The sequence below is a fragment of the Pseudomonas sp. NPDC088890 genome (assembly GCF_044900155.1).
In the GTDB taxonomy this organism is placed as follows: domain Bacteria; phylum Pseudomonadota; class Gammaproteobacteria; order Pseudomonadales; family Pseudomonadaceae; genus Aquipseudomonas; species Aquipseudomonas urmiensis.
Map to the genome: position 1 here is coordinate 99,498 of NZ_JBJDNG010000011.1, position 25,865 is coordinate 125,362.

Annotated in this window: 22 protein-coding genes; 11 read left to right on the forward strand and 11 right to left on the reverse strand. The window is 60.3% G+C overall.

The window, feature by feature from the left end:
* Positions 1 to 114: 114 nt before the first annotated feature.
* Positions 115 to 1,002, reverse strand: a complete 888-nt coding sequence (locus ACI2JX_RS20940; RefSeq protein ID WP_404690909.1) for a lysophospholipid acyltransferase — start codon at positions 1,000 to 1,002, stop codon at positions 115 to 117.
* 41 nt (positions 1,003 to 1,043) lie between these two features.
* Positions 1,044 to 1,595, reverse strand: a complete 552-nt coding sequence (locus tag ACI2JX_RS20945) for a DNA-3-methyladenine glycosylase I (protein ID WP_264234165.1) — start codon at positions 1,593 to 1,595, stop codon at positions 1,044 to 1,046.
* Positions 1,596 to 1,678: 83 nt separating this feature from the next.
* On the opposite strand from ACI2JX_RS20945, the gene glyQ reads away from it, so the two are divergent.
* From glyQ to ACI2JX_RS20965, 4 genes are all read left to right on the forward strand, one after another.
* Positions 1,679 to 2,626 carry a glycine--tRNA ligase subunit alpha gene (gene glyQ, locus ACI2JX_RS20950; protein WP_186553140.1) on the forward strand — a complete coding sequence of 316 codons (948 nt, stop codon included), beginning with the start codon at positions 1,679 to 1,681 and terminating at the stop codon, positions 2,624 to 2,626.
* Complete coding sequence (glyS, locus tag ACI2JX_RS20955) at positions 2,623 to 4,677, forward strand: glycine--tRNA ligase subunit beta (RefSeq protein WP_404690910.1); 2,055 nt, start codon at positions 2,623 to 2,625, stop codon at positions 4,675 to 4,677. Before glyQ ends, glyS begins: the two co-directional genes overlap by 4 nt.
* 3 nt (positions 4,678 to 4,680) lie before the next feature.
* Positions 4,681 to 5,208, forward strand: coding sequence for a D-glycero-beta-D-manno-heptose 1,7-bisphosphate 7-phosphatase (gene gmhB, locus ACI2JX_RS20960; protein ID WP_186553138.1), 528 nt, complete (start codon positions 4,681 to 4,683; stop codon positions 5,206 to 5,208).
* Positions 5,209 to 5,272: 64 nt separating this feature from the next.
* Positions 5,273 to 6,043: a 1-acyl-sn-glycerol-3-phosphate acyltransferase gene (locus tag ACI2JX_RS20965; protein ID WP_186553137.1), complete on the forward strand. Its 771-nt coding sequence runs from the start codon at positions 5,273 to 5,275 to the stop codon at positions 6,041 to 6,043.
* 191 nt (positions 6,044 to 6,234) lie between these two features.
* Here ACI2JX_RS20965 and ACI2JX_RS20970 read toward each other — a convergent pair whose 3' ends face one another.
* A complete protein-coding gene (locus ACI2JX_RS20970) occupies positions 6,235 to 7,854 on the reverse strand; it encodes an MFS transporter (protein WP_404690911.1) in 1,620 nt (539 codons plus the stop codon).
* Positions 7,855 to 7,951: 97 nt separating this feature from the next.
* A complete protein-coding gene (locus ACI2JX_RS20975; protein ID WP_404690912.1) occupies positions 7,952 to 9,601 on the reverse strand; it encodes a GMC family oxidoreductase in 1,650 nt (549 codons plus the stop codon).
* Between the two features lie 394 nt (positions 9,602 to 9,995).
* On the opposite strand from ACI2JX_RS20975, the gene ACI2JX_RS20980 reads away from it, so the two are divergent.
* On the forward strand, positions 9,996 to 10,883 hold the full coding sequence (locus ACI2JX_RS20980) for a LysR family transcriptional regulator (RefSeq protein ID WP_186553134.1): 888 nt from the start codon (positions 9,996 to 9,998) through the stop codon (positions 10,881 to 10,883).
* Here the strand turns inward: ACI2JX_RS20980 and ACI2JX_RS20985 are convergent.
* From ACI2JX_RS20985 to ACI2JX_RS20995, 3 genes are all read right to left on the reverse strand, one after another.
* Entirely contained in the window at positions 10,872 to 11,690 is an 819-nt protein-coding gene (locus ACI2JX_RS20985; RefSeq protein WP_404690913.1) for a sulfite exporter TauE/SafE family protein, read from the reverse strand. The two genes, ACI2JX_RS20980 and ACI2JX_RS20985, sit on opposite strands and share 12 nt — an antisense overlap.
* Entirely contained in the window at positions 11,687 to 12,967 is a 1,281-nt protein-coding gene (locus tag ACI2JX_RS20990; RefSeq protein WP_404690914.1) for an FAD-dependent oxidoreductase, read from the reverse strand. Before ACI2JX_RS20990 ends, ACI2JX_RS20985 begins: the two co-directional genes overlap by 4 nt.
* A gap of 110 nt (positions 12,968 to 13,077) precedes the next feature.
* A complete protein-coding gene (locus tag ACI2JX_RS20995) occupies positions 13,078 to 13,962 on the reverse strand; it encodes an MBL fold metallo-hydrolase (protein ID WP_404690915.1) in 885 nt (294 codons plus the stop codon).
* A 308-nt stretch (positions 13,963 to 14,270) separates the two neighbouring features.
* Here ACI2JX_RS20995 and ACI2JX_RS21000 point away from each other — a divergent pair, with 308 nt between their 5' ends.
* The 3 genes from ACI2JX_RS21000 (at position 14,271) to ACI2JX_RS21010 (ending at position 18,144) form a co-directional block, all read left to right on the forward strand.
* Positions 14,271 to 15,578: a sigma-54-dependent Fis family transcriptional regulator gene (locus ACI2JX_RS21000; RefSeq protein ID WP_264234147.1), complete on the forward strand. Its 1,308-nt coding sequence runs from the start codon at positions 14,271 to 14,273 to the stop codon at positions 15,576 to 15,578.
* A 170-nt stretch (positions 15,579 to 15,748) separates the two neighbouring features.
* Positions 15,749 to 17,239 carry a DUF3300 domain-containing protein gene (locus ACI2JX_RS21005; RefSeq protein ID WP_404690916.1) on the forward strand — a complete coding sequence of 497 codons (1,491 nt, stop codon included), beginning with the start codon at positions 15,749 to 15,751 and terminating at the stop codon, positions 17,237 to 17,239.
* Positions 17,240 to 17,253: 14 nt separating this feature from the next.
* On the forward strand, positions 17,254 to 18,144 hold the full coding sequence (locus ACI2JX_RS21010; RefSeq protein ID WP_404690917.1) for a DUF2950 domain-containing protein: 891 nt from the start codon (positions 17,254 to 17,256) through the stop codon (positions 18,142 to 18,144).
* Between the two features lie 102 nt (positions 18,145 to 18,246).
* Here the strand turns inward: ACI2JX_RS21010 and gyrB are convergent, their stop codons facing one another.
* The 4 genes from gyrB to dnaA are packed head-to-tail and all read right to left on the reverse strand — an operon-like array spanning position 18,247 to position 24,456.
* Positions 18,247 to 20,667: a DNA topoisomerase (ATP-hydrolyzing) subunit B gene (gene gyrB / locus ACI2JX_RS21015; protein ID WP_186553127.1), complete on the reverse strand. Its 2,421-nt coding sequence runs from the start codon at positions 20,665 to 20,667 to the stop codon at positions 18,247 to 18,249.
* Positions 20,668 to 20,671: 4 nt separating this feature from the next.
* Positions 20,672 to 21,775: a DNA replication/repair protein RecF gene (gene recF / locus ACI2JX_RS21020; protein ID WP_264234141.1), complete on the reverse strand. Its 1,104-nt coding sequence runs from the start codon at positions 21,773 to 21,775 to the stop codon at positions 20,672 to 20,674.
* A 13-nt stretch (positions 21,776 to 21,788) separates the two neighbouring features.
* Positions 21,789 to 22,892 (reverse strand): DNA polymerase III subunit beta, encoded by a 1,104-nt coding sequence (dnaN, locus tag ACI2JX_RS21025; RefSeq protein WP_264234139.1) that lies wholly within the window; start codon positions 22,890 to 22,892, stop codon positions 21,789 to 21,791.
* A gap of 40 nt (positions 22,893 to 22,932) precedes the next feature.
* On the reverse strand, positions 22,933 to 24,456 hold the full coding sequence (gene dnaA / locus ACI2JX_RS21030; protein ID WP_264234137.1) for a chromosomal replication initiator protein DnaA: 1,524 nt from the start codon (positions 24,454 to 24,456) through the stop codon (positions 22,933 to 22,935).
* A gap of 617 nt (positions 24,457 to 25,073) precedes the next feature.
* On the opposite strand from dnaA, the gene rpmH reads away from it, so the two are divergent.
* From rpmH to yidD, 3 genes are read left to right on the forward strand one after another with little or no spacing between them, the layout of a single operon-like run.
* On the forward strand, positions 25,074 to 25,208 hold the full coding sequence (gene rpmH / locus ACI2JX_RS21035; RefSeq protein ID WP_002551315.1) for a 50S ribosomal protein L34: 135 nt from the start codon (positions 25,074 to 25,076) through the stop codon (positions 25,206 to 25,208).
* A 13-nt stretch (positions 25,209 to 25,221) separates the two neighbouring features.
* Positions 25,222 to 25,626, forward strand: a complete 405-nt coding sequence (gene rnpA / locus ACI2JX_RS21040; RefSeq protein WP_186553240.1) for a ribonuclease P protein component — start codon at positions 25,222 to 25,224, stop codon at positions 25,624 to 25,626.
* Positions 25,619 to 25,864 carry a membrane protein insertion efficiency factor YidD gene (yidD, locus tag ACI2JX_RS21045; protein WP_011536514.1) on the forward strand — a complete coding sequence of 82 codons (246 nt, stop codon included), beginning with the start codon at positions 25,619 to 25,621 and terminating at the stop codon, positions 25,862 to 25,864. Before rnpA ends, yidD begins: the two co-directional genes overlap by 8 nt.
* Position 25,865: the final 1 nt, after the last annotated feature.

Consider the following 25,865-nt stretch of genomic DNA (forward strand, 5'->3'; position numbering starts at 1 on the left):
GCGAAGCCGGTGCCATCCACCGCAGTGCCTGCTTCGCGGGCAAGCCCGCTCCCACAGGGGCCCTGCTAAAACAGACAGACCTGTATTCAGCCTGCAAGCAGGGCAGTGGATAACTCAATACCAGCGCGCTTCACCCGCCGGGCGCTTCTTGAAGCGTTTCATGCTCCACATGTACTGGCTCGGATACTCACGCACATAACGCTCGACCACCTTGCTCATGGCCGCCGCCGATACGGTCACATCGTCGCTGTACATCTCTTGCGGCGCCGCCTCCAGAATCACCCGGAACCCCGAGCCATCCGGCAGCCGCAGGGCATGCAGGAACACGCCCACCGCCTTGCCACCGGCGAGCATGTTCGGCACGAACTTGCTGGTCAGCGCCTGCGTACCCAGGAACGGTACGAACACCCCCGCCGACTCAGCCGGCTCCGGGTCAGCGGGGATCCCCACCTGGCCACCACGGCGCACTTCCTTGATCACGCTAAGGATGCCTTCCTTGGTCGACGGCGCCACGCGGTTACCCATCTGCACGCGCTGTTCGCGCAGCAAGTCATCCACCGCCTTGAGCTTGGGCGGGCGGTAGAAAATGATCGGTTTGCACTGGCTGCAATAGAAGTGGTTCAACACCTCCCAGTTGCCCAGGTGGCTGGTGATACCGACCACGCCCTTGCCCGAGGCCAGGGCCTGCTCCAGCACTTCCAGGCCGTGCACTTCCTTGACCAGCTCGAGCGAGCGCTGTGGCGGCCAGATCCAGGCGCAGGCGCTTTCGACGAACGATTTGCCAATGTCACGCAGGGCGCGGCCCACCAGCTGCTCGCGCTCGCCAGAATCCATTTCCGGAAAGCACTTGGCCAGGTTGATCCGCACCACGTTGCGCGAACCGTTTGGGATCTTCCACATGAGCCAGCCGATACCCGCGCCAACTCGCTGCACTGCCCCCCAGGGCAGTTTGGCGAACAGTCGCAGCACCCCGACCATCAGGGCGCCTTTGAATTTTTCCACAGCCCTATTCCTTATTTCTGCAAGGCGCGCATTGTAACCCCTCAGCGCAGCAACGCGGCGTAGCGATCGCAGTCGGTGGTGTGATCCATGACCATGCCGGTGGCTTGCATGAAGGCGTAGCAGATGGTCGGGCCGACAAACGTGAAGCCGGCTTTTTGCAACGCCTTGCTCATCGCCTTGGCTTCGTCGGTGACTGCCGGGACGTCGCTGCGGCCCTTGAAGTGGTTGATCTTCGGCTCGCCACCCACGAACGACCAGAGCCACTGCGCAGGGTTATCCACAGCCAGCCAGGCCTTGGCATTGCGCCGGGCGGCGTTGAGTTTGAGGCGGTTGCGGATGATCCCGGCATCGAGCATCAACTCCTCGATGCGCTCATCGCTCATTTGCGCCAACTGCACCGGGTCGAAGCCATACATCACCTGGCGATAGCGCTCGCGTTTGCGCAGCACGGTGATCCATGACAGCCCCGCCTGGAACCCTTCGAGCAAAAGCATCTCGAACAGCAACGCCGGGTCGCGCTGCGGCGTTCCCCATTCCTGGTCGTGATAGGCCTGGTACAACGGATCGTCGGTACACCAAAAGCAGCGTGGCATAAGGCTCCAATGAGTAGAGGGCGAGGCGAATCAGGTTATACTCCCGCTCTTTACATCCGCATCCCCAGATACAGGTGAATTTCGTGAGCCAGCCTACGCCAGCCGTGCGTACCTTCCAAGACCTCATCCTCGCCCTGCAGCAATACTGGGCGGAGCAAGGTTGTGTGGTACTTCAGCCCTACGATATGGAAGTAGGCGCCGGCACTTTCCACACCGCTACTTTCCTGCGCGCCGTCGGCCCAGAGACCTGGAACGCCGCCTACGTGCAGCCTAGCCGTCGTCCAGCCGACGGACGGTATGGCGAGAACCCTAACCGCCTGCAGCACTACTACCAGTTCCAGGTGGTCCTCAAGCCCAACCCGGCCAACTTCCAGGAGCTGTACCTCGGCTCGCTGAAAGCGATCGGCCTGGACCCGCTGGTCCACGACATTCGCTTCGTCGAAGACAACTGGGAGTCGCCGACCCTCGGTGCCTGGGGTCTGGGCTGGGAAATCTGGCTCAACGGCATGGAAGTGACCCAGTTCACCTACTTCCAACAAGTCGGTGGCATCGAGTGCTACCCGGTCACCGGTGAAATCACCTATGGCCTGGAGCGTCTGGCCATGTACATCCAGGGCGTCGACTCGGTCTACGACCTGATCTGGGCCGATGGCCCGTTCGGCACCGTGACGTATGGCGATGTGTTCCACCAGAACGAAGTGGAGCAGTCGACCTACAACTTCGAGCACGCCAACGTCGAGAAACTGTTCGAGCTGTTCGACTTCTACGAAAGCGAAGCGAACCGTCTGATCAAGCTCGACCTGCCGCTGCCGACCTATGAAATGGTCCTGAAGGCTTCGCACACCTTCAACCTGCTCGACGCCCGCCGCGCCATCTCGGTGACCGAGCGTCAGCGCTACATCCTGCGTGTGCGTACCCTGGCCCGGGACGTGGCACAAAGCTATCTGCAAGCTCGCGCACGCCTGGGCTTCCCGATGGCGACCCCTGAACTGCGTGATGAAGTGTTGGCTAAGCTGGAGGCTGCACAATGAGTGCTCAAGATTTCCTGGTTGAATTGGGCACCGAAGAGCTGCCACCCAAGGCCCTCGCCAGCCTCGGCGACGCCTTCCTGGCAGGGATCGAGAAAGGCCTGCAGGCCGCTGGCCTGAACTACACCGCCAAGCAGGTCTATGCCGCGCCGCGCCGTCTGGCCGTGCTGATCCGTCAGCTCGACGTGCAGCAGCCAGACCGCAGCATCAACGTCGACGGCCCGCCCGTGCAGGCAGCGTTCGATGCTGAAGGCAAACCGACCCAGGCGGCACTGGGCTTTGCCAAGAAATGTGGCGTCGATCTGTCCGAGATCGACCAGAGCGGCGCCAAGCTGCGCTTCTCCCAACACATCCCGGGCAAGGCCACCACCAGCCTGCTGCCGACCATCGTCGAAGATTCGCTCAACGACCTGCCGATTCCTAAGCGCATGCGCTGGGCGGCCAGCCGTGAAGAGTTCGTGCGTCCAACCCAGTGGCTGGTCATGCTGCTCGGTGACCAGGTCGTCGACTGCACCATCCTCAAGCAACAGGCTGGGCGCGAGTCGCGTGGCCACCGTTTCCACCACCCGGAAAACGTGGTCATCACCACCCCGGCCAACTACGTCGAAGACCTGCGCAAGGCCTACGTGCTGGCCGACTTCGCCGAGCGCCGCGAGCTGATCGCCAAGCGCACCGCGGAACTTGCCATGCAGCAGGAAGGCACGGCCATCGTGCCGCCAGCGCTGCTCGATGAAGTGACCGCGCTGGTCGAGTGGCCTGTGCCGCTGGTGTGCTCGTTCGAGGAGCGTTTCCTCGAAGTGCCGCAAGAAGCGCTGATCACCACCATGCAGGACAACCAGAAGTATTTCTGCCTGCTCGACAGCGAAGGCAAGCTGTTGCCGCGCTTCATCACCGTGGCCAACGTCGAGAGCCGCGATCCGAAGCAGATCGTCCAGGGCAACGAGAAGGTCGTGCGTCCGCGCCTGACCGACGCCGAGTTCTTCTTCAAGCAAGACAAGAAGCAGCCGCTGGCAACCTTCAACGAGCGCCTGAAGAACGTGGTGTTCCAGGCTCAGCTGGGCAGCGTCTACGACAAAGCCGAGCGCGTCTCGAAACTGGCAGCTTTCATTGCCCCGCGCATTGGCGGCGACGCCCAGCGTGCCGCGCGTGCTGGCCTGCTGTCCAAGTGCGACCTGGCCACCGAAATGGTTGGCGAATTCCCTGAAATGCAGGGCATCGCGGGCTACTACTACGCCGTCAACGATGGCGAGCCAGAAGACGTTGCCCAGGCCCTGAACGAGCAGTACATGCCGCGCGGTGCTGGCGCTGAACTGCCACAGACCCTGACTGGCGCTGCCGTGGCGATCGCCGACAAGCTCGACACCCTGGTCGGCATCTTCGGCATCGGCATGCTGCCAACCGGTAGCAAAGACCCGTACGCCCTGCGTCGCGCCGCCCTGGGCGTGTTGCGCATCCTGATCGAGAAGCAGCTGGACCTGGACCTGACCGACGCCGTGAGCTTCGCCGTCACCCAGTTCGGCAGCAAGGTCAAGGCTGCTGGGCTGTCCGAGCAAGTGCTGGAGTTCATCTTCGACCGCCTGCGTGCGCGTTATGAAGACGAAGGCATCGACGTGGGCACCTACCTGTCGGTGCGTGCCCTGAAGCCGGGCTCTGCCCTGGACTTCGACCAGCGCGTACAGGCCGTGCAGGCCTTCCGCAAGCTGCCGGAAGCCGAAGCCCTGGCGGCGGTGAACAAGCGTGTGTCGAACCTGCTGAGCAAAGCCGAAGGCGCTATCGCCGAACAGGTCGAGCCGAAGTACTTCGACAATGCCAATGAGTTCTCCCTGTACTCGGCCATCCAGCAGGCCGACCAGGCCGTGCAACCGATGGCAGCTGCGCGTCAGTACAGCGAGTCGCTGGCTCGCCTGGCGGCCCTGCGTGATCCGGTCGACGCCTTCTTCGAGGCGGTGATGGTCAACGCCGAAGACGCCAAGGTGCGCGCCAACCGTTATGCCCTGCTCAGCCGCCTGCGCGGTCTGTTCCTGGGCGTGGCCGACATTTCGCTGCTGGGGTAAGCCTTGAAACTGCTGATTCTCGATCGTGACGGGGTGATCAACTTCGACTCCGACGCCTACATCAAGTCATTGCAGGAGTGGATCCCCATTCCCGGCTCGATCGAGGCCATCGCGCAGTTGAGCAAGGCCGGCTGGACGGTGGCGGTCGCCACCAACCAGTCCGGCATTGCCCGTGGCTATTATCCGCTGCAAACCCTCGAGGCCATGCATGCGCGCCTGCGCGAGCTGGTGGCCGAGCAGGGTGGTGAAGTCGGTCATATCGTCTATTGCCCGCATGGCCCGGACGAGGGCTGCGACTGCCGCAAACCCAAGCCTGGCATGTTGCGGGCAATCGCCGAGCATTATCAGGCAGACCTGAGCGGCATCTGGTTTGTCGGAGACAGCAAAGGTGACCTGGAGGCCGCCCTGGCCGTCGGAGCACAACCAGTGCTGGTGAAAACCGGCAAGGGTGAGAAGACCCTGAGTAAAGGCGTCCCGCAAAACACCCTGATTTTTGACGATCTGGCCGCTGTGGCCAGAGCACTTATTTAAGAGGGTGCGCCACGCTGGCGCACTTTTTCATTAGGCGGGCATGCCCGCAACGGTACTTGCCACTATGTCGATCCTGCAGGCGATCAGAATCTTTCTTTTTTACCTGCTGCTGGGCACCAGCTCGTTGCTGTGGTGCACCCTGAGCTTCTTCGTTGCGCCGTTTCTGCCGTTTCGCCAACGCTATCGCTTCATCAACGTCTACTGGTGCCGGTTCGCCGTGCTGCTGGCGCGGGTGATCCTCGGTATCCGCTACAAAATCACCGGCGCCGAGAACGTGCCGGATACGCCGTGCGTGATCCTCTCCAACCACCAGAGCACCTGGGAGACGTTCTTCCTCTCTGCCTACTTCCAGCCGCTGAGCCAGGTGCTCAAGCGTGAGCTGTTGTATGTGCCGTTCTTTGGCTGGGCGATGGCCATGCTGCGGCCGATCGCAATTGATCGCGACAACCCGAAAGAAGCTTTGCGTCATGTCGCCAAAAAGGGCGACGAGCTGCTCAAGCAAGGCGTTTGGGTGCTGATCTTCCCGGAGGGCACCCGCGTGCCCCATGGCCAGATTGGCAAGTTCTCCCGTGGCGGCACTGCGCTGGCAGTCAATGCCGGCCTGCCGGTGCTGCCGATTGCCCACAACGCTGGCAAATTCTGGCCAAAATCCGGCTGGGGTAAGCGGGCAGGGGTGATCGAGGTGGTGATTGGTCAGCCGATGTATGCCGAAGGTAGCGGGCCGCGGGCGATTGCCGACCTCAATAATCGCGCCGAAGCGTGGAACGAGGCGACCCAGCGGGCCTTGGGTTCTTTGCCGCCAGCGGCAGAAAACACCGAGCAGCGCACTGCCTGACGCTCTGTGGATAACTTGTGAGCAACTTTTGGATTAACGCTCAGAGATATGATCTAAGTTGTTGAATTAGCTATTTATTTCCCTGTATGACGTTTTTCTGAAAATCGTGCATAAGTTTTTTTGAGCGATAAAAAAACCGGCTTTTACGCCGGTTTTTTTGTGCCTGCTATAGAGGCGTCTGGCTCTACCGGTCAAACCTTGTCGATATCCACATCCTTGGTCTCTTTCAGGCAGAAGATCCCCACCACCAAGCTGATCCCGGTGATCAATACCGGATACCACAGCCCGTAGAAGATATCCCCGGTGTACACCACCAAGGCGAACGACACCGTCGGCAGGAACCCGCCGAACCAGCCATTACCGATGTGGTAGGGCAGTGACATCGAGGTATAGCGGATCCGCGTCGGGAACAGCTCGACCATCACCGCCGCCAGCGGCCCATAGGTCATGGTGGCAATCAGGATCATCGCAACGATCAGCACCACCACCATGAACTCGTTGACCTGCGACGGATCGGCCTTGGCCGGATAGCCCGCCTGCTCGATGGCCGCACGCATGGCCGCTTCGTCGAAGCCATTGATGGTGGTCTGGCCAATGCTCACCACCACTTCACTGCTCGCCCCTGCAGCCGAGCTGTACGGCAGACCCTGCTTGACCAGGAAGGTCTTGACCTTGTCGCACGGACTGTCGAAACGCGCCTTGCCTACTGGATCGAACTGGAAGGTGCAGCTGTTCGGATCAGCCGTCACCACGATCGGTGCCTGACGGCTGGCAGCGTCGATCTGCGGGTTGGCGTAATGGCTCAGGGCTTTGAACATCGGGAAGTACAGCACTGTGGCCAGCAGCAGGCCGAGCATCAGGATCGGCTTGCGTCCGACCCGATCCGACAGCCAGCCAAAGAACACGAAGAACGGCGCGCCGATCACCACGCTGATGATCAGCAGGGTGTTCGCCTGGGCCGGGTCCATCTTGAGCATCTGGGTCATGAAGAACAGCACATAGAACTGCGCGGTGTAGAAGGTCACCGCTTGCCCGGCGTTGATACTGAACAGGGCAGTCAGCACCACTTTGAGGTTCGGCCAATTGGTGAACGACTCACGAATCGGCGATTTACTCACCTTGCCTTGGGCCTTCATTTTCACGAACGCTGGCGACTCGTGCATGCTCATGCGGATCCAGGTGGAGATGCCCAGCAGCACGATCGACAGCAGGAACGGCAGGCGCCAGCCCCAGGTTTCGAACTGATCGCCGCTGATGTAGCGGCTGCCGAGCACCACCAGCAGTGACAGCAGCAGGCCCAGGGTCGCGGTAGATTGGATGAAGCCTGTGTGGAAACCGCGCTTGCCAGGTGGGGCATGCTCGGCGACATACGTGGCTGCACCGCCATACTCACCGCCCAGCGCCAGGCCTTGGAGCATGCGCAAGATCACCAGGATGATCGGCGCGGCAATGCCAATGCTGGCGTAGGTCGGCAGCAAGCCCACGGCGAAGGTGGACAAGCCCATCAGCACGATGGTGATCAGGAAGGTGTATTTACGCCCGATCATGTCGCCCAAGCGGCCGAATACCAACGCCCCGAATGGCCGCACCAGGAAGCCTGCGGCGAACGCCATCAGGGCAAAAATGAACGCGGTGGTGTCGTTGACCCCAGCGAAGAACTGCTTGCTGATGACCGCCGCCAACGCGCCATAAAGAAAAAAGTCATACCACTCGAAAACGGTCCCGAGGGATGACGCGAAAATGATCTTTCGTTCCTCGCGACGACTGGAGCTGCTCGCCGCTGCACCCTGCTCTTGGATGTAATCCGACATCGTTGCTGTCCTCGGCCTACAGGCCACAGTGATTATTCTTGTTGTTCCACTGTCGGCAGCCCCTGACCACAAGCCGCCGGTTGTTGCACGCGCCTGGTCAGGGCGTCGGTATCGCGCTTGCGTCGCTGAGGTTGGTCTGGGTAGCAGCCCCCTTGAGGATCAGTTGTGCCGCCTTCTCGGCGATCATCAGTGTGGGTGAACAGGTATTACCGGAAACGATCTGCGGCATGATCGACGCATCAGCCACGCGCAAACCAGGAATGCCATGCACGCGCAGCTGGTTATCCACAACGTCCAGCGGCCCATTACCCATGCGGCAGGTGCCCACCGGGTGGAAGATCGTGGTGCCGATCTTGCTGGCCGCTTCGTGCAGTTGTTGCTCGCTCTGCAGGGCGGGGCCTGGCAGATATTCCTGGGGTTCGAACGCTGCCAGGGCGGGGGCCTGGACGATACGCCGGGTCAGGCGGATAGCGTCGGCGGCGACGCGCAGGTCGTGCGGATCGCTGAGGTAATTGGGATCGATCAGTGGGGCGGCGTTCATGTCCGCAGAGCGGATATCGATGCGTCCACGGCTGGCCGGGCGCAGGTTGCAAACCGATGCGGTAAAAGCAGGGAAGCGGTGCAGCGGCTCGCCAAAGCGTTCAAGCGATAGCGGCTGGACGTGGTACTGCAAATTGGCGGTGGCCTGATCAGGGCTGGAGCGTACGAACGCACCCAGCTGACTTGGAGCCATTGCCAAGGGGCCGCTGCGGTCATACAGATAACGCAGGCCCATGCCCATCTTGCCCCACAGGCTGTTGGCCATCTGATTGAGGGTGCGGGTGTTGCGGATTTGATAGATCAGGCGCAGTTGGAGGTGATCTTGCAGGTTGCCGCCCACACCGGGCATGTCATGCCGAACGCCGATGCCCAACCCTTCGAGAAGCTTGCGTGGACCGATTCCAGAGCGCTGGAGAATCCCAGGCGAGCCGACAGAACCTGCGCAGAGGATGATTTCCCGGCGCGCCTTGAACTCATGCCAGGCGCCTTGCCACTGGGCCTTGACCGCCGTCGCACGAGTGTTGTCGAGCAGCACCTGATCCACCTGGACATCGGTCAGGATGGTGACATTGGGGCGTTTGAGGATCGGCCGCAAAAAGGCCTTGGCCGCATTCCAGCGTACGCCGCTGCGCTGGTTGACCTGAAAGTATCCACAGCCTTGGTTGTCACCGGTGTTGAAGTCATCGACCTTGGCGATCCCGCTTTGCTCGGCGGCGTCGCGGAAGGCATCGAGAATCGGCCAGCTGTAGCGTTGTTGCTCGACCCGCCATTCGCCCTCGGCGCCGTGGCTGTCGCTGCTGCCGGCAAAGTGATTCTCGCTGGCCTTGAACAGCGGCAGCACATCGCTCCAGGCCCAGCCGGCATTGCCTTGCTCAGCCCAGCGGTCGTAGTCCGCCGCCTGGCCGCGCATGTAGATCATGCCGTTGATCGATGAACAGCCACCCAGCACTTTGCCCCGTGGATAACCCAGGCTGCGACCGTCCAGGCCGGCTTGCGCTTCGGTTTTGAAGCACCAGTCGGTGCGCGGATTGCCGATGCAATAGAGGTAACCGACCGGGACGTGAATCCACGGATAGTTGTCGCGCCCGCCCGCTTCGAGTAACAGCACCCGGCAGCTAGGGTCGGCGGACAAACGATTGGCCAGCAGGCAACCGGCGGGACCGGCGCCTACGACCACGTAGTCGTAGACAGAATCGGCTGATGGCATGTGTAACCTCGCGCCTGATTATTATTCTTGTCGCCCTTCATCTTAGTGAGTAATTTCGCAGAGGAAACACGAGATTTTGCGCAACGGCTGTGCGTTTTAGCACAGCCCAGGTAGCCACGAGAGTCCGTAGTGTGGGGCGGGTGGGGCGTATGCGAGGCACCTAGGAGCGATATGTGAAGGATGCACGTGGGAGCGGGCTTGCCCCGCGACAGCAGTAGTGCTGCCACCATCGCTATCGCGGGGCAAGCCCGCTCCCACGAGATCTACGAGTCCAACGAGATCTACGAGTCCCACGAGATCTACAAGTCCCACGAGCCATACGAGCCCCGCATCCTCCTGCGTAGTGCCTCGACGGCCGCGCTCAGAACCCTCGCCATCACGCACAAGGATCAGCATGTTCGACTGGAATGATCTGCGGTTTTTCCTCGAGTTGCAGCGCAGCGGTCGCCTGCTCAGCGCTGCCAAGCGGCTCAATACCACCCACAGCACCGTCGCCCGGCATATCGAGAACATCGAAAAAAGCTTGGGTACGGCACTGTTCGTCCAGCATGCCCAAGGCTATGAACTGACGCCTTCCGGACAGGCCCTGCTCAAGCATGCCGAGGCGATGGAAAATGTCGCGCTGCTGGCGCAGGAGGAAATCACCCAGGCGATTACGCCGCTGGGCAAGATTCGCCTAGGGGTCACCGAAGGCATTGGCATCATGTTCTTCACCCCGCGCATGAGCGATCTGTTCGAGCGCTATCCGGGGTTGGAGGTAGAGCTGGTAGCGGTGCCGCGCTTTGTCAGCATCCTTAACCGCGAAGCGGAGATCAGCATCCACCTGGAACGGCCCAACGCCGATTTGTTGATCACCCGCAAACTCACCGACTACCGCCTGGCGCTCTACGCCAGTCGCGAGTATCTCGACCGCTCCCCACCGCTGCAGACCCGCGAGGACCTGGCGCGGCACAGCTGGATTGGCTACGTAGACGACCTGCTGTTCAGCCAGGAGCTGCTGTTTCTCAACAGCTTTTGCCGGGCACCGAATGTGGTGTTCCGCAGCACCAGCGTGATCGCCCAGCAACACGCAGCGCGTGCCGGCCTGGGTATCGCCGTGCTGCCCAATTTCATGGCCCGGCATGACCCGACGCTGGTGCGCGTGCTGCCGAGTGAGACGATCCAGCGCAGCTACTGGATCTGCACCCGGCGCGAGCTGCACAAATCAGTACGCCTGCGGGTGGTCTGGGATTACCTGCTCGCCCTGTGTGCGGCCGAGCAGGCAGACCTGCTAGCCGAGTAGCGCCTTGCCCGCCAGCAGCAGTGCAGCGCCAATGCCGACGATGGCGAACAACTGTTGCAGGCGTGGCCCGGCAAGCTTGGCGGCCAAAGGCCGCGCCAGCAGCAGGCCAAATACCGCGCCCACTGCGAACGGGGCACCGACCTGCCAGTGCATGACGCCGGCAACGCTGGCGCTGACCACACTGCCGGTGGAGACCAGGGCAATCACCGCCAGGGAGGTGGCGACGATACTCTTCATGTCCAGATTGGTGTAGCGGTTCAACGCAGGGATGATGACGAACCCACCGCCGACGCCCAGTAACCCTGAAAGCAATCCAGACATCGCCCCGGTGAAGGCCAGGGCACGCGCGCAGGGTAGGGTCCAGCGCAGTCGGCCCTGCAACGGATTGAGCACGCAGGGCATGATCTGCCGTTCCCCGCATGGCGACTGACCGCGCAGTTCGCGCGCTGCCTTGCGCCCGATGCGCAGGCAGGCGTAAACCAGCACCGCAGCGAACACCAGCGCCAATGGCGTGTTGGGCAGACTGTGGGCGAGCATCAAGCCGAACGGCGCAGCGACGATGCCGATCACGGCAATGAACAGCGCCGCCCGATAGCGCACCAAGCCCTGGCGTAAACCCAACACCGCCCCGACCGCCGCCGCCAGGCCCACCGCCAGCAACCCGACCGGGGCCGCCTCGACCATCGTCAGGCCCAGGCCGAACACCAGCAGCGGCACCGCCAGGATGCCGCCGCCAGCGCCGGTCAGCGCCAGCACTGCGCCAATGATTGTGCCCAGCAGCGTGCCGAGCAGTTGATGCTCGATCACTGCTGCCCCTCGATCACCCTCGGCTGCGGCTTGGCCAGCCACTCCCGTCCCTTGAGCATGCCACGCCAGTACAGCGGCGGCAGGATCCGTGCCTTGAGCAGCCAGGCCAATCGGGTTGGCTGGCGACCATCGAGCAACCAGCGCGGAAAACTCGGCGCGACCTTACCACCATAGGTGAACTCAGCGAGGACGATCTTGCCGCGCTCCACGGTCAGAGGGCATGAGCCATAGCCGTCATAGTGGGCGAGGGCAGGCAGCCTGCCGAGCGCCACCAAAACATTGTTCGCCACCACCGGCGCCTGCTTGCGCGCTGCGGCGGCGGTCTTGGCGTTGCTGGTGTTGATCACATCGCCCAGACCATGGATGTTGGCGAATTGACGATGGCGCAGGGTGTGCGGATCGACATCGACCCAGCCACCCGCATCGGCCAGCGGACTGTTCCGGATGAAGTCAGGGGCAACTTGCGGCGGCACCACATGCAACAGGTCGAAGGGTTCGACCTGTGTCTGCGTGCTGCCATCGGGCAAGCTGCGCACGAACGTAGCGCGCTTGCCGGGGCCGTCCACGGCGACCAGCCGCTGGGCGTAGTTGAGGTCGACACTGTACTTGTCGATGTAGCTCATCAGTGCCGGTACGTAGTCCGCTACCCCGAACAGCACCGCGCCGGCATTGAAGAAGCTCGCTTTGATCGCGCCAAGATGGCCGTGACGCAACCAGTGATCACAGGACAGGTACAACGCCTTCTGTGGCGCGCCAGCGCACTTGATCGGCATCGGTGGCTGGGTGAACAGCGCGCGACCTTGCTTGAGGTTTTTCACCAGCTCCCAGGTATAGGGCGCCAGGTCATAGCGGTAGTTGGAGGTGACGCCGTTACGCCCCAGGGTCTCACTCAGGCCTTCGATGGCGTTCCAATCGAGCTTGAGGCCGGGGCATACCACCAGCTGTTCGTAACTGACCGCGCGACCATCCTCGAGCATCACCAGTTGCGCGACCGGATCGAAACCCTGCACGCTGGCCTTGATCCAGCGCACCCCACGCGGAATGGTCGAGGCCATGGTGCGAGCGGTGCTGGGTGCGTTGAACACACCGGCGCCGACCATGGTCCAGCCTGGTTGGTAGTAATGCACCTCGGCAGGATCGATCAGGGCGATGTCCAGCGAAGGATCACGGCTGATCAGGCTCGAAGCGGTGGCGATACCCGAAGCCCCGGCACCGATGATCACCACCTTGTGGTGATCGGTGCGCGGACTGGCGGAAGTGGACGGCGACGCAGGCATTTAAATGTTCCTTGTTGATCGAGGTAGCTGCTCTTTTTCTATCGCGGGGCAAGCCTGTTCCCACGTTAGCTCTGTGTCTCTGCGTGGAAGCGGGCCCCGCGATAGCGGGCTCACAGTTTGTTGAGGGGGATCTTCAGGTAGCGCACGCCGTTATCTTCCGGCTCAGGCAACTGGCCGCTGCGCATGTTGATCTGTACCGAGGGCAGGATCAGCACCGGCATGTCCAACGTCGCGTCACGCGCTTCGCGCATGGCCACGAATTCGTCCTCGCTGATGCCCTGATGAATGTGGATATTATTGGCGCGCTGCTCGGCCACGGTGGTGACATAACGCAGTGCGCGGCCATTGGGCAGGTAGTCATGGCACATGAACAGCTGGGTCTGATCGGGGAAGGCCAGCAAACGGCGGATCGAGCGATACAACGTGCGGGCATCGGCGCCTGGGAAGTCGCAGCGGGCTGTGCCGTAGTCGGGCATGAACAAGGTGTCGCCAACGAACACCGCAATCTGGCCAGCATCCTCGACCACGTAGCTCATGCACGCCGGGGTATGCCCTGGGGTATGCAGGGCGCGCGCGCGCAGCGTGCCGATCAGAAACACTTGTTCATCTTCGAGCAATACATCGAACTGGCTGCCATCGCGGGCAAAGCCAGGCTCGGCATTGAACAGGGCGCCGAAGGTCTTCTGTACCTGAGTGATACGTGCACCGATGGCGATATGGCCACCGAGCTTTTCCTTGAGGTAGGCCGCCGCAGAAAGGTGGTCGGCATGCACATGGGTTTCAAGAATCCAGTGCACCTTGGCATCCAGCGCCTGGACCCTGCCAATCAGTTTGTCCGCCGAAGCAGTGTTGGTACGCCCGGACTTGGGGTCATAGTCGAGCACGCTGTCAATCAACGCGCACTCCTGGGTCTGGCGATCCATGACCAGGTAACTGATGGTCGAGGTGGCCTCGTCGAACAAGGCTTCCACATAGATGTTACTGCCGATGATCATTGCACTCTCCAGATTTATCCGCCGCGCCTTGTTAGAGGCGTAGGCAGTAAACGGTGCTTTATCAAGATGCATGCCAGGGCATTGGTCCGAAACCACGTGTGCCTTGCTATCAAGCATAGAGTGACTGTTCAAGCCCTACGCATCAGGGTTTTAGCCAGCCGGTTTACCGCGAAGGACACGCTGCGCAGCCTGTTCCTATCTGGGTACTCTTTACTGCCAATGACAGACCTGGCAGTCGACTGGCAGCTAATGGCAGTGATTGGCAGTCCTTGCTACCCTCCGCGATGTACTCTCCTCCGGTCCTGGTCATGCCCGCGTTTTCAGCTTCTGCCAACCAACCCGCGATCCTTGCGCTAGTGTCGTATCTGGAACACGACGTCCATCCGTCCATCGTGCTCGATACCGACTACAACATCCTCGCCGCCAATGCCGCCTACCGCCGCCAGTTCGGCAGCAACGACAACGCGCCGCTGGGGGAGAAGTGCCACCGGGTATCCCACCACTACGCCGTCCCCTGCGACCAGGCCGGCGAACATTGTCCGATGCGCAAGGCATGGGACAGCAAGGTGCCGGAGCGGGTCCTGCACATCCATCACACTCCCCGTGGGCCTGAGCATGTGGACGTCGAGTTACGGCCGATCCTGGATGAACAGGGCAGGGTGGTCGCCTTCGTCGAGCGTCTGAACACCGTGACGCTCGCCTCCGCCCAGCCGCAACAGCAAGGCCTGGTAGGCCGTGCTCCGGCGTTCAAGGCCGCCCTGGCCAGCTTGCAAAGAGCAGCGCCGGCGCAGATCCCGGTATTGCTTCAGGGTGAGTCTGGTACCGGTAAAGAGCTTTTCGCTCGCGCCCTGCACTTGGGTAGCCTGCGCGCCAATGGGCCGTTGGTTGTGGTCGACTGCACGGGTCTTACCGAGAGCCTGTTCGAGAGTGAATTGTTCGGCTACGAAAAAGGCGCCTTCACCGGTGCTACCCAGCGCAAGATCGGTTTGGCCGAAGCGGCGCATGGCGGCACGTTGTTCCTCGATGAAATTGGTGAGGTTCCATTGGCCATGCAGGTGAAGCTGCTGCGCCTGATCGAGTCTGGCAGTTTCCGCCCAGTCGGCAGTCTGCGTACGGTGCACTCGGATTTTCGCCTGGTCTCTGCCACCCACAAACCACTCAAGGAAATGGTCGCTGCGGGCACCTTTCGTGAAGACTTGTACTACCGCATCAGCGGTTTTCCAATCCGGCTGCCTGCCCTGCGCGAACGGGTAGAGGATCTGCCCATGCTGGCCGAGAGTTTGTTGAAGCGCATGGCTGGCGCGCAATCCGCCACGCTCACCGCAGAAGCGCAACAACGGCTCAGCTTGCATCCGTTCCCTGGCAACATTCGCGAGCTGCGCAATATTCTCGAACGAGCACGCTTGTTTGCCGACGACGGCTTGATTCGGCCTGAACATTTACCACACGACATTGGCCCCATTCAGAACGTAGCTACGCTACGCCGCAGCCGCAACGAGCTGGGCGAGCTGGCGCTGGCGCTTGAGCAATTCCAAGGGTCGCGGATTGAGTTGGCCCGACATCTGGGGTTGAGCGAGCGGACGCTTTATCGGCGCTTGCGTGAGCTGGGTCTGTAAGCGGGTTCAGCGCACCTTGTAGGAGCGGGCTTGTCGGGCGCCGAACCGCCGGCAGAGCAATTTTCTTCTACGCTGATACTGCTCTGAGCCTTCCATGCGTCGATTGCCGACTCGGTAACCCGTTGGGCTCCTGACGCTCCGCTCTGTCCCTCAGCTACAGGAGCATCGTCATGTCTGCCTGCCTTCACAGGGCGATCCTGCTCACCATCACCATGCTCGCGCTCTTGGGCTGTTCCGAAGAAGATGCGCCACCTAAGGCAACGGCCCCGGCGCCGGTATCTGCAGCTGTACCTGCAGCTGTACCTGCCACTGCGGCCGCGCCCAGCGAGCAGGTGTTCAACACCGAACAGCTTGATCAGATGCTTGCACCGTTGGCCCTGTACCCGGATGCTTTACTGGCTCAGGTGCTGATGGCAACCACCTATCCCGGCAATGTCGCCGACGCGCTTGCCTGGTCCAAGGCGCATCCGAACGTCAGTGGCGATGCCGCCGTCCAGCAGGTCGCCGAGCAACCTTGGGACCCCAGCGTGCAATCGTTGGTGGCTTTCCCGCAGGTGCTAGCCACACTTGGCCAGGACCCAGTCTGGGTGCAGCGAGTTGGCGATGCCTTTCTCGCCCAGCCCGACGCGGTGATGAATTCGGTACAGCGCCTGCGCGCTAAGGCCAAGGCTGCTGGCCACCTGGAGTCGAACGATAAGCAGAGTGTTATCGTGCAACCCTCAAACGCTCAAGCAGGCGCCACGACGGCGGGGCAAGGTGCCGCGTCGGCACAAACCATTATTATCCAGCCGACCAACCCCCAGGTCGTATACGTCCCAAGCTACAACCCCTCTGTGGTGTACGGTAATTGGTCCTCTGCGTCCTACCCACCGGCGTACTATCCGCCACCGCCGGGGTATGCCATTGGTACGGCATTGGCGACCGGCCTGGCTTTCGGTGCAGGCGTAGCCATCGTCAATTCTCTGTGGGGGGATTGCGACTGGGACGATCATGACGTTGATATCAACGTCAATCGCTACAACAACATAAACAACATCAACCGCAGGCTCGAAGCCAACCAGAACAGCTGGCGCCATAATCCTACCTATCGCGACGGCGTTCCCTACCGCGATCAAGCCAGTCGAGCCCAGTTCGACCGGCGCTTGCCCGGCAGCGCAGAGCGTACAGCCTATCGTGGTGACACCCCGGCGCGTCTCGAAGATCGCGCGCGCGCCCGAGAAAGTCTCGCCCAGCGTGGCATCGAAGCACCGGCAACCAGCAACCTCGAAGCCCGCCAAAGGGCGCAGAGTGCAGAGCGTGAGCGCGCTCAACAAAGCCTGGAAAAACATGGCATCAACCAGCCCGCTAGCGCTCGCGAGCGCGCACAGGTCGCCGACCGCCAGCACAAGCCTGGCGCGCAGGCACCTTTGAAAACTCGCCAGCCTCAGCCGTCGGAGCGTAATCAACAAGCACGCCAGCAAGTCCGCCAGCAACATGCTCGCGCCCAGGCGCCGCGCAACAACGCCTTGGCCGATGTGCGCAACCCTTCACAGGCACGCATGGCAAGCAACCGTGGACAGATCAGTCAACGTAGCGCCAGCCGCCCCAGTGCTGCGCCCGCCGGCCATCAGCTGCAACGACCCGTGCGCATGCAATCCAGCGGTGGCGGCCGTCGCCGCTGAGAGGAGAGTCAGTCATGAAAACGGCTAGTCGGATTGCGCTGGTGCTGCTCCTTTGCTGGACGTCCAGCAGCTACGCTCAGAAATATTTCCCAAGCGCGGAGGCGGCAGGCGAAGCGTTGGTGCAGGCCCTGGGTAGTGAAAAGGCCGATAGCCAACAGTTGGCAAACTTGCTTGGCGATGACTGGAACACTTATATCCCGACCAAGGACGTCGATCGTAAAGATGTGGATGCCTTTCTCTCGCTCTACAACGAATCCCACCAGGTTCAGTCCGATAGCCAGAAGCGTGCACATCTGGTGGTCGGCAACACACCCTGGATTTTCCCAATCCCCATCAGACACAGTGCTGGCGGTTGGGCTTTCGACACCAAAGCGGGCGCCGAGGAAATCCGCCAGCGCCGCATCGGCCGCAACGAATTGGCGACCATTCAAGCAGCCCGTGCCTATCACGATGCGCAGATGGACTACGCCGAAATTGATCGCAATGGCGATGGGGTGCTCGAGTACGCACAGAAGTTCATGAGTAGCGACGGGGCGTTCGACGGGCTGTACTGGCCGGAAGTGGACGGCGTCGAAGAAAGTCCACTCGGGCCGCTATTCGGTGATGCCGCCAAGCGTGATGACTGGCATGGCTATCACTATCGGATTCTCACCGCCCAAGGCCCTTCGGCACCAGGTGGCGCCTATGACTACAAGATCGGCGATCACATGACCCGCGGCTTTGCCGTGATCGCCTGGCCGGCGAACTACGCGGACACTGGCGTCATGAGTTTTATGATCAGCTACGACGGTGAATTGTTCGAGAAAGACCTCGGCCGTGACAGTGCCAAGCGCGCGGCTGCGATAACGCGTTTCGACCCCGACAGCAGTTGGAGCGAAATTAAGGATGAAGCGGCTGGGCGCTGAATTGGACAGTTCAATACTTGTCGCTCAGATGGCTCTGGCACTCATGAAAAAGCCCGCTTACGCGGGCTTTTTCATGCAGCTTGTCGGTGAAACTACACCTGATCAGAAGTCCAGGTTGGACACCGACAGGGCATTGCTTTCGATGAAGTCGCGGCGTGGTTCCACCGCATCACCCATCAGGGTGTTGAAGATCTGATCGGCAGCGATCGCGTCTTCGATAGTCACCTTGAGCATGCGGCGCACGGTTGGGTCCATGGTGGTTTCCCACAGCTGCTCCGGGTTCATCTCACCCAGACCTTTGTATCGCTGGATGGTGTGACGCTTGGCGGTTTCGTTCATCAGCCAGTCCAAGGCTTCCTTGAACTCGGTGACCGCCTTGCGACGTTCGCCACGCTGCACATACGCACCTTCGCCGAGCAGGGTGCTGAGCTTGCCACCCAGGTTGACCACGGTGCGGTAGTCGTTGCTGCCGAAGAAGTCGCGGTTGAAGGTGATGTAGCTGGCCAGACCGTGCGAAGTGATCTCCACCTCCGGCAGCCAGACATTGCGCTCTTTGTCTTCACGCAGGCTGGCTTTGTAGGCCAGGCCAGACTTCTGGCTGTTGTTCAGACGTGCCTGGAACTTGGCCAACCAGTTTTCCATGTGCGCGTGATCGCCCAACTGCTCAAGGGTGACTTCATCCAGGTAGATGAAGTGCTCGGTCAGCTCTTGTGGGTACAGGCGCGACAGACGCTTAAGGGTTTTCATCACACCGCGGAAATCGTTCACCAGGCTTTCCAGCTGTACGCCAGAAACCGCAGGTGCCGATTCGTCCAAGTGCAGGCTGGCGTCATCCAGGGCCGACTGCGTCATGTACTCTTCCATGGCGTCGTCGTCTTTGATGTACTGCTCTTGCTTGCCCTTCTTGACCTTGTACAGCGGCGGCTGAGCGATATAGATGTAGCCGCGCTCGACCAGCTCCGGCAACTGACGGAAGAAGAAGGTCAGCAGCAGGGTACGGATGTGCGAACCGTCAACGTCAGCATCGGTCATGATGATGATGTTGTGATAGCGCAGCTTGTCAATGTTGTACTCTTCGCGGCCAATGCCGCAGCCCAGTGCGGTGATCAGCGTACCGACCTCCTGGGACGAGATCATCTTGTCGAAGCGTGCTTTCTCGACGTTAAGGATCTTACCCTTGAGCGGCAGGATCGCCTGGGTGCGACGGTTACGACCTTGCTTGGCCGAACCACCTGCGGAGTCACCCTCCACCAGGTACAGTTCAGAGAGGGCAGGGTCCTTCTCTTGGCAGTCCGCCAATTTGCCCGGCAGGCCAGCGATATCCAATGCGCCTTTGCGGCGAGTCATCTCGCGTGCCTTGCGCGCTGCTTCACGCGCGCGGGCAGCGTCGATCATCTTGCCAACCACCGCCTTGGCTTCGTTGGGGTTTTCCAACAGGAAGTCGGCGAAGTACTTGTTCATCTCTTGTTCCACGGCGGTCTTCACCTCCGAGGAAACCAACTTATCCTTGGTCTGCGAGCTGAACTTCGGATCCGGCACCTTGACCGAGATGATCGCAGTCAGACCTTCACGGGCATCGTCACCGGTGGTCGCGACCTTGTTTTTCTTGGCCAGGCCTTCTTGCTCGATGTAAGCGTTCAGGCTGCGGGTAAGCGAAGAGCGGAAGCCCACCAGGTGAGTACCACCATCGCGCTGCGGAATGTTGTTGGTGAAGCACAGCAGGTTTTCGTTGAAGCTGTCGTTCCACTGCAGGGCGACTTCGACACCGACACCATCGTCACGCTGGACATTGAAGTGGAAGACCTGCGTGTTCACCGGGGTCTTGTTGGTGTTGAGGTATTCAACGAACGCGCGCAGACCACCTTCGTATTTGAAGAACTCTTCTTTACCGCTGCGTTCATCCTTGAGCAGGATGCCAACACCGGAGTTCAGGAAGGACAGCTCGCGGATACGCTTGGCGAGGATGTCCCAGCTGAAGTGGATGTTCTTGAAGGTTTCAGCCGACGGCTTGAAGTGGATGTGGGTACCGGTGGTTTCACTTTCACCGACTACAGCCATAGGTGCCTGAGGCACACCATGCACGTAGGTCTGCTCCCAGATCTTGCCGCTGCGACGAACAGTAAGGATCAGCTGCTCGGAGAGGGCGTTAACCACGGAAACACCAACCCCGTGCAGACCGCCAGAAACTTTATAGGAGTTGTCATCGAACTTACCGCCTGCGTGCAGGACGGTCATGATGACCTCAGCCGCCGATACACCTTCTTCTTTGTGCACGTCGACCGGAATGCCGCGACCGTTGTCGCGGACACTGATGGATTCGTCTGGGTGGATGATGACGGTAATGTCATCGCAGTGACCGGCGAGGGCTTCGTCGATCGAGTTGTCGACCACTTCGAAGACCATGTGGTGCAGGCCGCTACCATCATCGGTGTCGCCAATGTACATCCCGGGACGTTTGCGTACGGCATCCAGCCCTTTCAGCACTTTAATGCTGGAGGAATCGTACGTTTGATTTTCGCTCATGCCTTCACTCCCGATGGTCGTGGGTCTGGGTGATACGGCCTTGTTCCACGTGGAACAAAGCAACTGGCGTTTCCGTCTGCCAGCCTTCCCTCAGTAATTCGTGATCTACACAGGTGATGAAAACCTGGCAGCGTAATTCTTCAAGCAAGCGGCATAATGCGCGGCGGTGCTGCTCGTCCAGTTCGGACGGCAAGTCATCCACGAGATAGATACAGAGACCGCGACGGGCTTGGCTGACCAAGTGGCCTTGGGCGATGCGCAACGCACACACCACAAGTTTTTGCTGCCCACGGGACAGGATATCCGCAGCGTTGTTTGCGCCAATACGAAGACGTAAATCAGCACGCTGAGGACCGGCCTGGGTATGGCCCATTTGCTGGTCACGGTGAAGAGAAGAGGCGAGTACTTCGTTGAGTTCCCGGTCCTTGTCCCAGCCGCGGTAATAGCTCAGGGTCAATCCATCCAGCTCGACCAGTTCGCTCAGGGTTCGCTCGAAGACGGGCTTCAAGGCCTTGATATAGTTGCGACGGTATTCATCTATCTCCGCGCTGGCCAGGCACAATTCCCGGTCCCAGGCGGCTTGCGAAGCAGCGTCAAGTGTACCATGCCGCAACCATGAGTTCCGCTGTCGCAGTGCCTTCTGCAGACGTTGCCAGGCTGCCATGAAGCGTGGTTCCACGTGGAACACACCCCAATCGAGGAACTGTCGACGAATTTTCGGTGCACCTTCGAGCAAGCGGAAGCTGTCTGGGTTAATCAACTGCAACGGCAGTAGCTCTGCCAATTGAGCAGCACTGCGGGCATTCTGCCCGTCAATGCGGATGGTGAACTCCCCCTGTCGCTCGCGCGAAACACCTAGGTTGCTGGTTCCACCTTCGGCCAACTGAACCTCGCCAAACACGGTGCAGGTTGGCTGCTCGTATTGGATAACAGGGTTCAGTCGAGTACTGCGGAAGGAGCGAGCCAGGCCCAATAGGTAGACGGCTTCCAGAACACTGGTTTTGCCGCTGCCGTTGGCGCCGTAAAGGATATTGATGCGGGGAGAGGGAGAGAGGGTCACTGGGTGCAGGTTGCGCACCGCAGTGACCATGATGCGTCTTAGGGACATTATCTGCTACAGATTACAGACGCATCGGCATGACAACGTAAGACGAGTCGTCGTTGCCGGCTTCCTGCAGCAGGGCGCTGCTGTTGGAATCGGACAGAATCAGACGAACTTGCTCCGTAGTCATGACGCCCAGCACATCCAGCAGATAGCTAACGTTGAAGCCGATTTCCAGCGAGCTACCGTTGTAGTCGACGCTGATCTCTTCTTCGGCTTCTTCCTGCTCTGGGTTGTTGGCTTGAATCTTCAACTGGCCAGCGGCCAGCTGCAGACGAATACCGCGGTATTTCTCGTTGGACAGGATCGCGGTCCGGCTGAACGCTTCACGCAGGGCCTGACGATCACCGAGAACCAGCTTGTCGCCACCCTTGGGCAGAACGCGCTCGTAGTCAGGGAACTTACCGTCGACCAGTTTCGAAGTGAAGGTGAATTCGCCAGTGGTCGCACGAATGTGATGCTGGCCCAGAACGATGCTGACCATGCCTTCTGGATCCGTGAGCAGACGCGCCAGCTCAAGAATACCTTTGCGTGGAACGATGACCTGGTGGCGCTCCGCCTGGCCGATCGCAGCTTGCATGGAACACATGGCCAAGCGGTGACCGTCGGTAGCAACCGCACGCAGGGTGTCGGTCGACACTTCCAGCAGCATGCCGTTGAGGTAGTAGCGTACATCCTGCTGGGCCATGGCGAAGCTAGTGCGCTCGATCAAACGGCGCAGCTTGCTTTGTTCCAGGTTGCAGGTCAGCGAGCCTGGACCTTCTTCCACAGTCGGGAAGTCATTGGCCGGCAAGGTAGAGAGGGTGAAGCGGCTACGGCCAGCTTTGACCAGTAGCTTTTGCTCGTCCACTTTGATGTCGATCAGGACATCGCTCGGCAGGCTTTTGCAGATGTCCATCAGCTTACGCGCCGGGACAGTGATTTCGCCCGGCTCAGCCGGCTCTTCCAGTTGTACGCGGCCAACCAGCTCGACTTCCAGGTCGGTACCGGTCAACGACAGCTGCTGGCCTTGCACGACCAGCAGGACGTTGGACAGGACCGGCAAGGTCTGGCGGCGCTCGACGACACCTGCGACCAGTTGCAGGGGTTTCAACAGGGCTTCGCGTTGAATGGTGAAATGCATGGTCTAGTCCCTTGCCTTCAAATAGCTGCGCCGACGGCCATCAGGTCGTCAGCGTGCGCAGCAGGTTCTTGTAGTCCTCGCGGATGTCCGCGTCGGATTCCTTCAATTCATTGATCTTGCGGCAGGCGTGCAGCACGGTGGTGTGGTCGCGGCCGCCAAACATGTCGCCGATTTCCGGCAGACTGTGGTTGGTCAGCTCCTTGGACAACGCCATGGCCACCTGACGTGGGCGAGCTACCGATCGCGAACGCCGCTTGGACAGCAGGTCGGAGATCTTGATCTTGTAGTACTCGGCCACGGTGCGCTGAATGTTATCCACACTCACCAGCTTGTCTTGCAGCGCCAGCAGATCCTTGAGCGACTCACGGATCAGCTCGATGGTGATGTCGCGCCCCATGAAGTGCGAGTGAGCGATGACACGCTTGAGCGCGCCTTCCAGCTCACGCACGTTGGAGCGGATGCGCTGGGCGATAAAGAACGCCGCATCGTGAGGAAGTTCCACCTTGGCCTGATCGGCCTTCTTCATCAGGATCGCTACGCGGGTTTCCAGCTCTGGCGGCTCGACGGCAACTGTCAGCCCCCAGCCGAAGCGCGACTTCAGACGCTCTTCGAGGCCTTCGATCTCTTTTGGATAACGGTCGCTGGTAAGAATTACCTGCTGACCACCCTCGAGCAAGGCGTTGAAGGTGTGGAAAAACTCTTCCTGCGAGCGCTCTTTGCGGGCAAAGAACTGGATGTCATCGATCAGCAACGCATCCACCGAACGATAGAAGCGCTTGAACTCGTTGATCGCATTGAGCTGCAACGCCTTGACCATGTCGGCAACGAAGCGCTCCGAATGCAGGTAGACCACCTTGGCGTTCGGATTCTTCTTGAGCAGGTGGTTACCCACAGCATGCATCAAGTGAGTCTTACCCAGGCCCACGCCACCGTACAGGAACAGCGGGTTGTAGCCATGCTTGGGGTTATCGGCAACCTGCCAGGCAGCTGCCCGTGCCAATTGGTTGGACTTACCCTCAACGAAGGTATCGAAGGTGAAAGTTCTGTTGAGGTAGCTGGTGTGCTTGAGCGCACCTTCTACCTGCACGGTCCGTTGCTCAGTGCGCGTGGTAGCACTCGGGACCACTGGCGTATCGCCCATCGAGTCGAAACTGTCGCGCGACGACGGCTGTTCCACTTCGTTGGTCAAAAGCGGCTCGACCGCCTGCACCGCAACCGACTCATTCTGACTGAGTACAGGCGCTGGCTGCTGGGGCTGAGCTTTGGCGGCGACCGCAGCACTGACCGGAGCATTGGGAGCGGCGCGCGGCGCAGAGCTGCGGCGGCTGCCTATTAATAAGGAAAGCGCCGGCGCCAGGCCATTGCCGTGTTCGCCCAGCAGCTCGAGCAGACGACCCAGGTATTTTTCATTGACCCAATCGAGGACGAAACGGTTGGGCGCATACACGCGCAACTCGTCGCCTTCGGCTTCGACCTGTAGCGGACGGATCCAGGTGTTGAATTGCTGGGCAGGCAGTTCATCGCGCAGAAGCTCCACGCACTGCTGCCAAAGTTCCACTGACACGGATATCCCCTGAGTTGAAAGCCGGATGAGGCAAAAGCAAACCGCCATTGTACCGGGCAAGCGGTTACTTATCCACATGAGACAGCGACTTGAACCATGACAGAGCAGTCAAATGATGGCCGAAACGCCTTCACCGGCATGTGAATAAGCTCTGTGGATAACCGCACCTAAGGTCTATGCACAACCCTGGGCCCAAGCCTGTTGATAACTCTGCTGTGGATAACAGCGCCTTTAATCCACAGCTTGTCCGCATGCCCAGCACAGCCGGAGCACCGGTTTCGGACAAGGTTTCAAAACTCTGTACATAACGTAAATCGTGGCCTGTAGATGGTTATCCACAGATAGTGGCTGGCCTAAGATCTATAAGTTATTCAGAAAAGCTTTTTATATGTCTCTTTTATTTTTTCATGTTGTCCACTCTTTGCGATTCGATCAAGCCTGTCGATCCCTCCTTCTAAAGGCCAGCTAGAGGTCAGGTAGAAGTTAGGTAGAAGCCATGCCATCCATAAGGAAAGGTTGGTTGGAAATTGACCTATTGGCTTGCTTTCTCTAGAATCGCCGATCTCTTAAAACGGGGGCCATTCCGGCCCGTAGTCGACGAACCCAGGTAACACGCCATGAAACGTACTTTCCAACCAAGCACCATCAAGCGCGCGCGCACCCACGGCTTCCGTGCCCGTATGGCCACCAAGAACGGCCGCGCTGTTCTGTCGCGTCGTCGTGCCAAAGGCCGTAAGCGTCTGGCCGTTTGATTTTTCGGCACAGGTGGTGAGTCAGGACTTCAGTCGGGAAAAGCGACTGCTTACACCCCGGCATTTCAAAGCGGTCTTCGACTCGCCAACCGGCAAGGTTCCAGGTAAAAGCCTGCTAATCCTTGCCCGCGAGAACGGCCTCGATCACCCGCGCCTTGGCTTGGTGATCGGCAAGAAGAGCGTCAAGCTCGCCGTTCAACGCAATCGCCTCAAACGCTTGATGCGCGATTCCTTTCGTCTGAATCAGCAGAGTCTTGCTGGATTGGACATCGTGATCGTCGCGCGCAAGGGCTTGGGCGAAGTAGAAAACCCAGAATTGCACCAACACTTTGGCAAGCTCTGGAAGCGCCTCGCTCGTAATCGGCCCTCTCCAGCGGTTAATGCCGATTCTGCAGGGGTAGACAGTCACGATGCGTAAACTGGCCCTCGTCCCGATCCAGTTTTACCGTTACGCCATTAGTCCACTGATGGCCAGCCACTGTCGTTTCTACCCCAGCTGCTCCTGTTACGCCTACGAAGCCATAGAAAACCATGGCCTGTTGCGTGGTGGGTGGCTAGCCGTTCGTCGCCTGGGGCGTTGTCATCCGTGGAACGACGGCGGTTTCGATCCCGTCCCTCCCGCTCCTTCCTCCCGAACTTCTTCGATAGCCGAGTAAT

Coding starts and splice junctions, on each gene's coding strand:
- ACI2JX_RS20945 (WP_264234165.1), bottom strand. CDS start 1,595: ATGCCACGCTGCTTTTGGTGTACCGACGATCCGTTGTACCAGGCCTAT.
- glyS (WP_404690910.1), top strand. CDS start 2,623: ATGAGTGCTCAAGATTTCCTGGTTGAATTGGGCACCGAAGAGCTGCCA.
- ACI2JX_RS20965 (WP_186553137.1), top strand. CDS start 5,273: ATGTCGATCCTGCAGGCGATCAGAATCTTTCTTTTTTACCTGCTGCTG.
- ACI2JX_RS20970 (WP_404690911.1), bottom strand. CDS start 7,854: ATGTCGGATTACATCCAAGAGCAGGGTGCAGCGGCGAGCAGCTCCAGT.
- ACI2JX_RS20975 (WP_404690912.1), bottom strand. CDS start 9,601: ATGCCATCAGCCGATTCTGTCTACGACTACGTGGTCGTAGGCGCCGGT.
- ACI2JX_RS20980 (WP_186553134.1), top strand. CDS start 9,996: ATGTTCGACTGGAATGATCTGCGGTTTTTCCTCGAGTTGCAGCGCAGC.
- ACI2JX_RS20990 (WP_404690914.1), bottom strand. CDS start 12,967: ATGCCTGCGTCGCCGTCCACTTCCGCCAGTCCGCGCACCGATCACCAC.
- ACI2JX_RS20995 (WP_404690915.1), bottom strand. CDS start 13,962: ATGATCATCGGCAGTAACATCTATGTGGAAGCCTTGTTCGACGAGGCC.
- ACI2JX_RS21000 (WP_264234147.1), top strand. CDS start 14,271: ATGCCCGCGTTTTCAGCTTCTGCCAACCAACCCGCGATCCTTGCGCTA.
- ACI2JX_RS21005 (WP_404690916.1), top strand. CDS start 15,749: ATGTCTGCCTGCCTTCACAGGGCGATCCTGCTCACCATCACCATGCTC.
- ACI2JX_RS21010 (WP_404690917.1), top strand. CDS start 17,254: ATGAAAACGGCTAGTCGGATTGCGCTGGTGCTGCTCCTTTGCTGGACG.
- gyrB (WP_186553127.1), bottom strand. CDS start 20,667: ATGAGCGAAAATCAAACGTACGATTCCTCCAGCATTAAAGTGCTGAAA.
- recF (WP_264234141.1), bottom strand. CDS start 21,775: ATGTCCCTAAGACGCATCATGGTCACTGCGGTGCGCAACCTGCACCCA.
- dnaN (WP_264234139.1), bottom strand. CDS start 22,892: ATGCATTTCACCATTCAACGCGAAGCCCTGTTGAAACCCCTGCAACTG.
- rpmH (WP_002551315.1), top strand. CDS start 25,074: ATGAAACGTACTTTCCAACCAAGCACCATCAAGCGCGCGCGCACCCAC.
- yidD (WP_011536514.1), top strand. CDS start 25,619: ATGCGTAAACTGGCCCTCGTCCCGATCCAGTTTTACCGTTACGCCATT.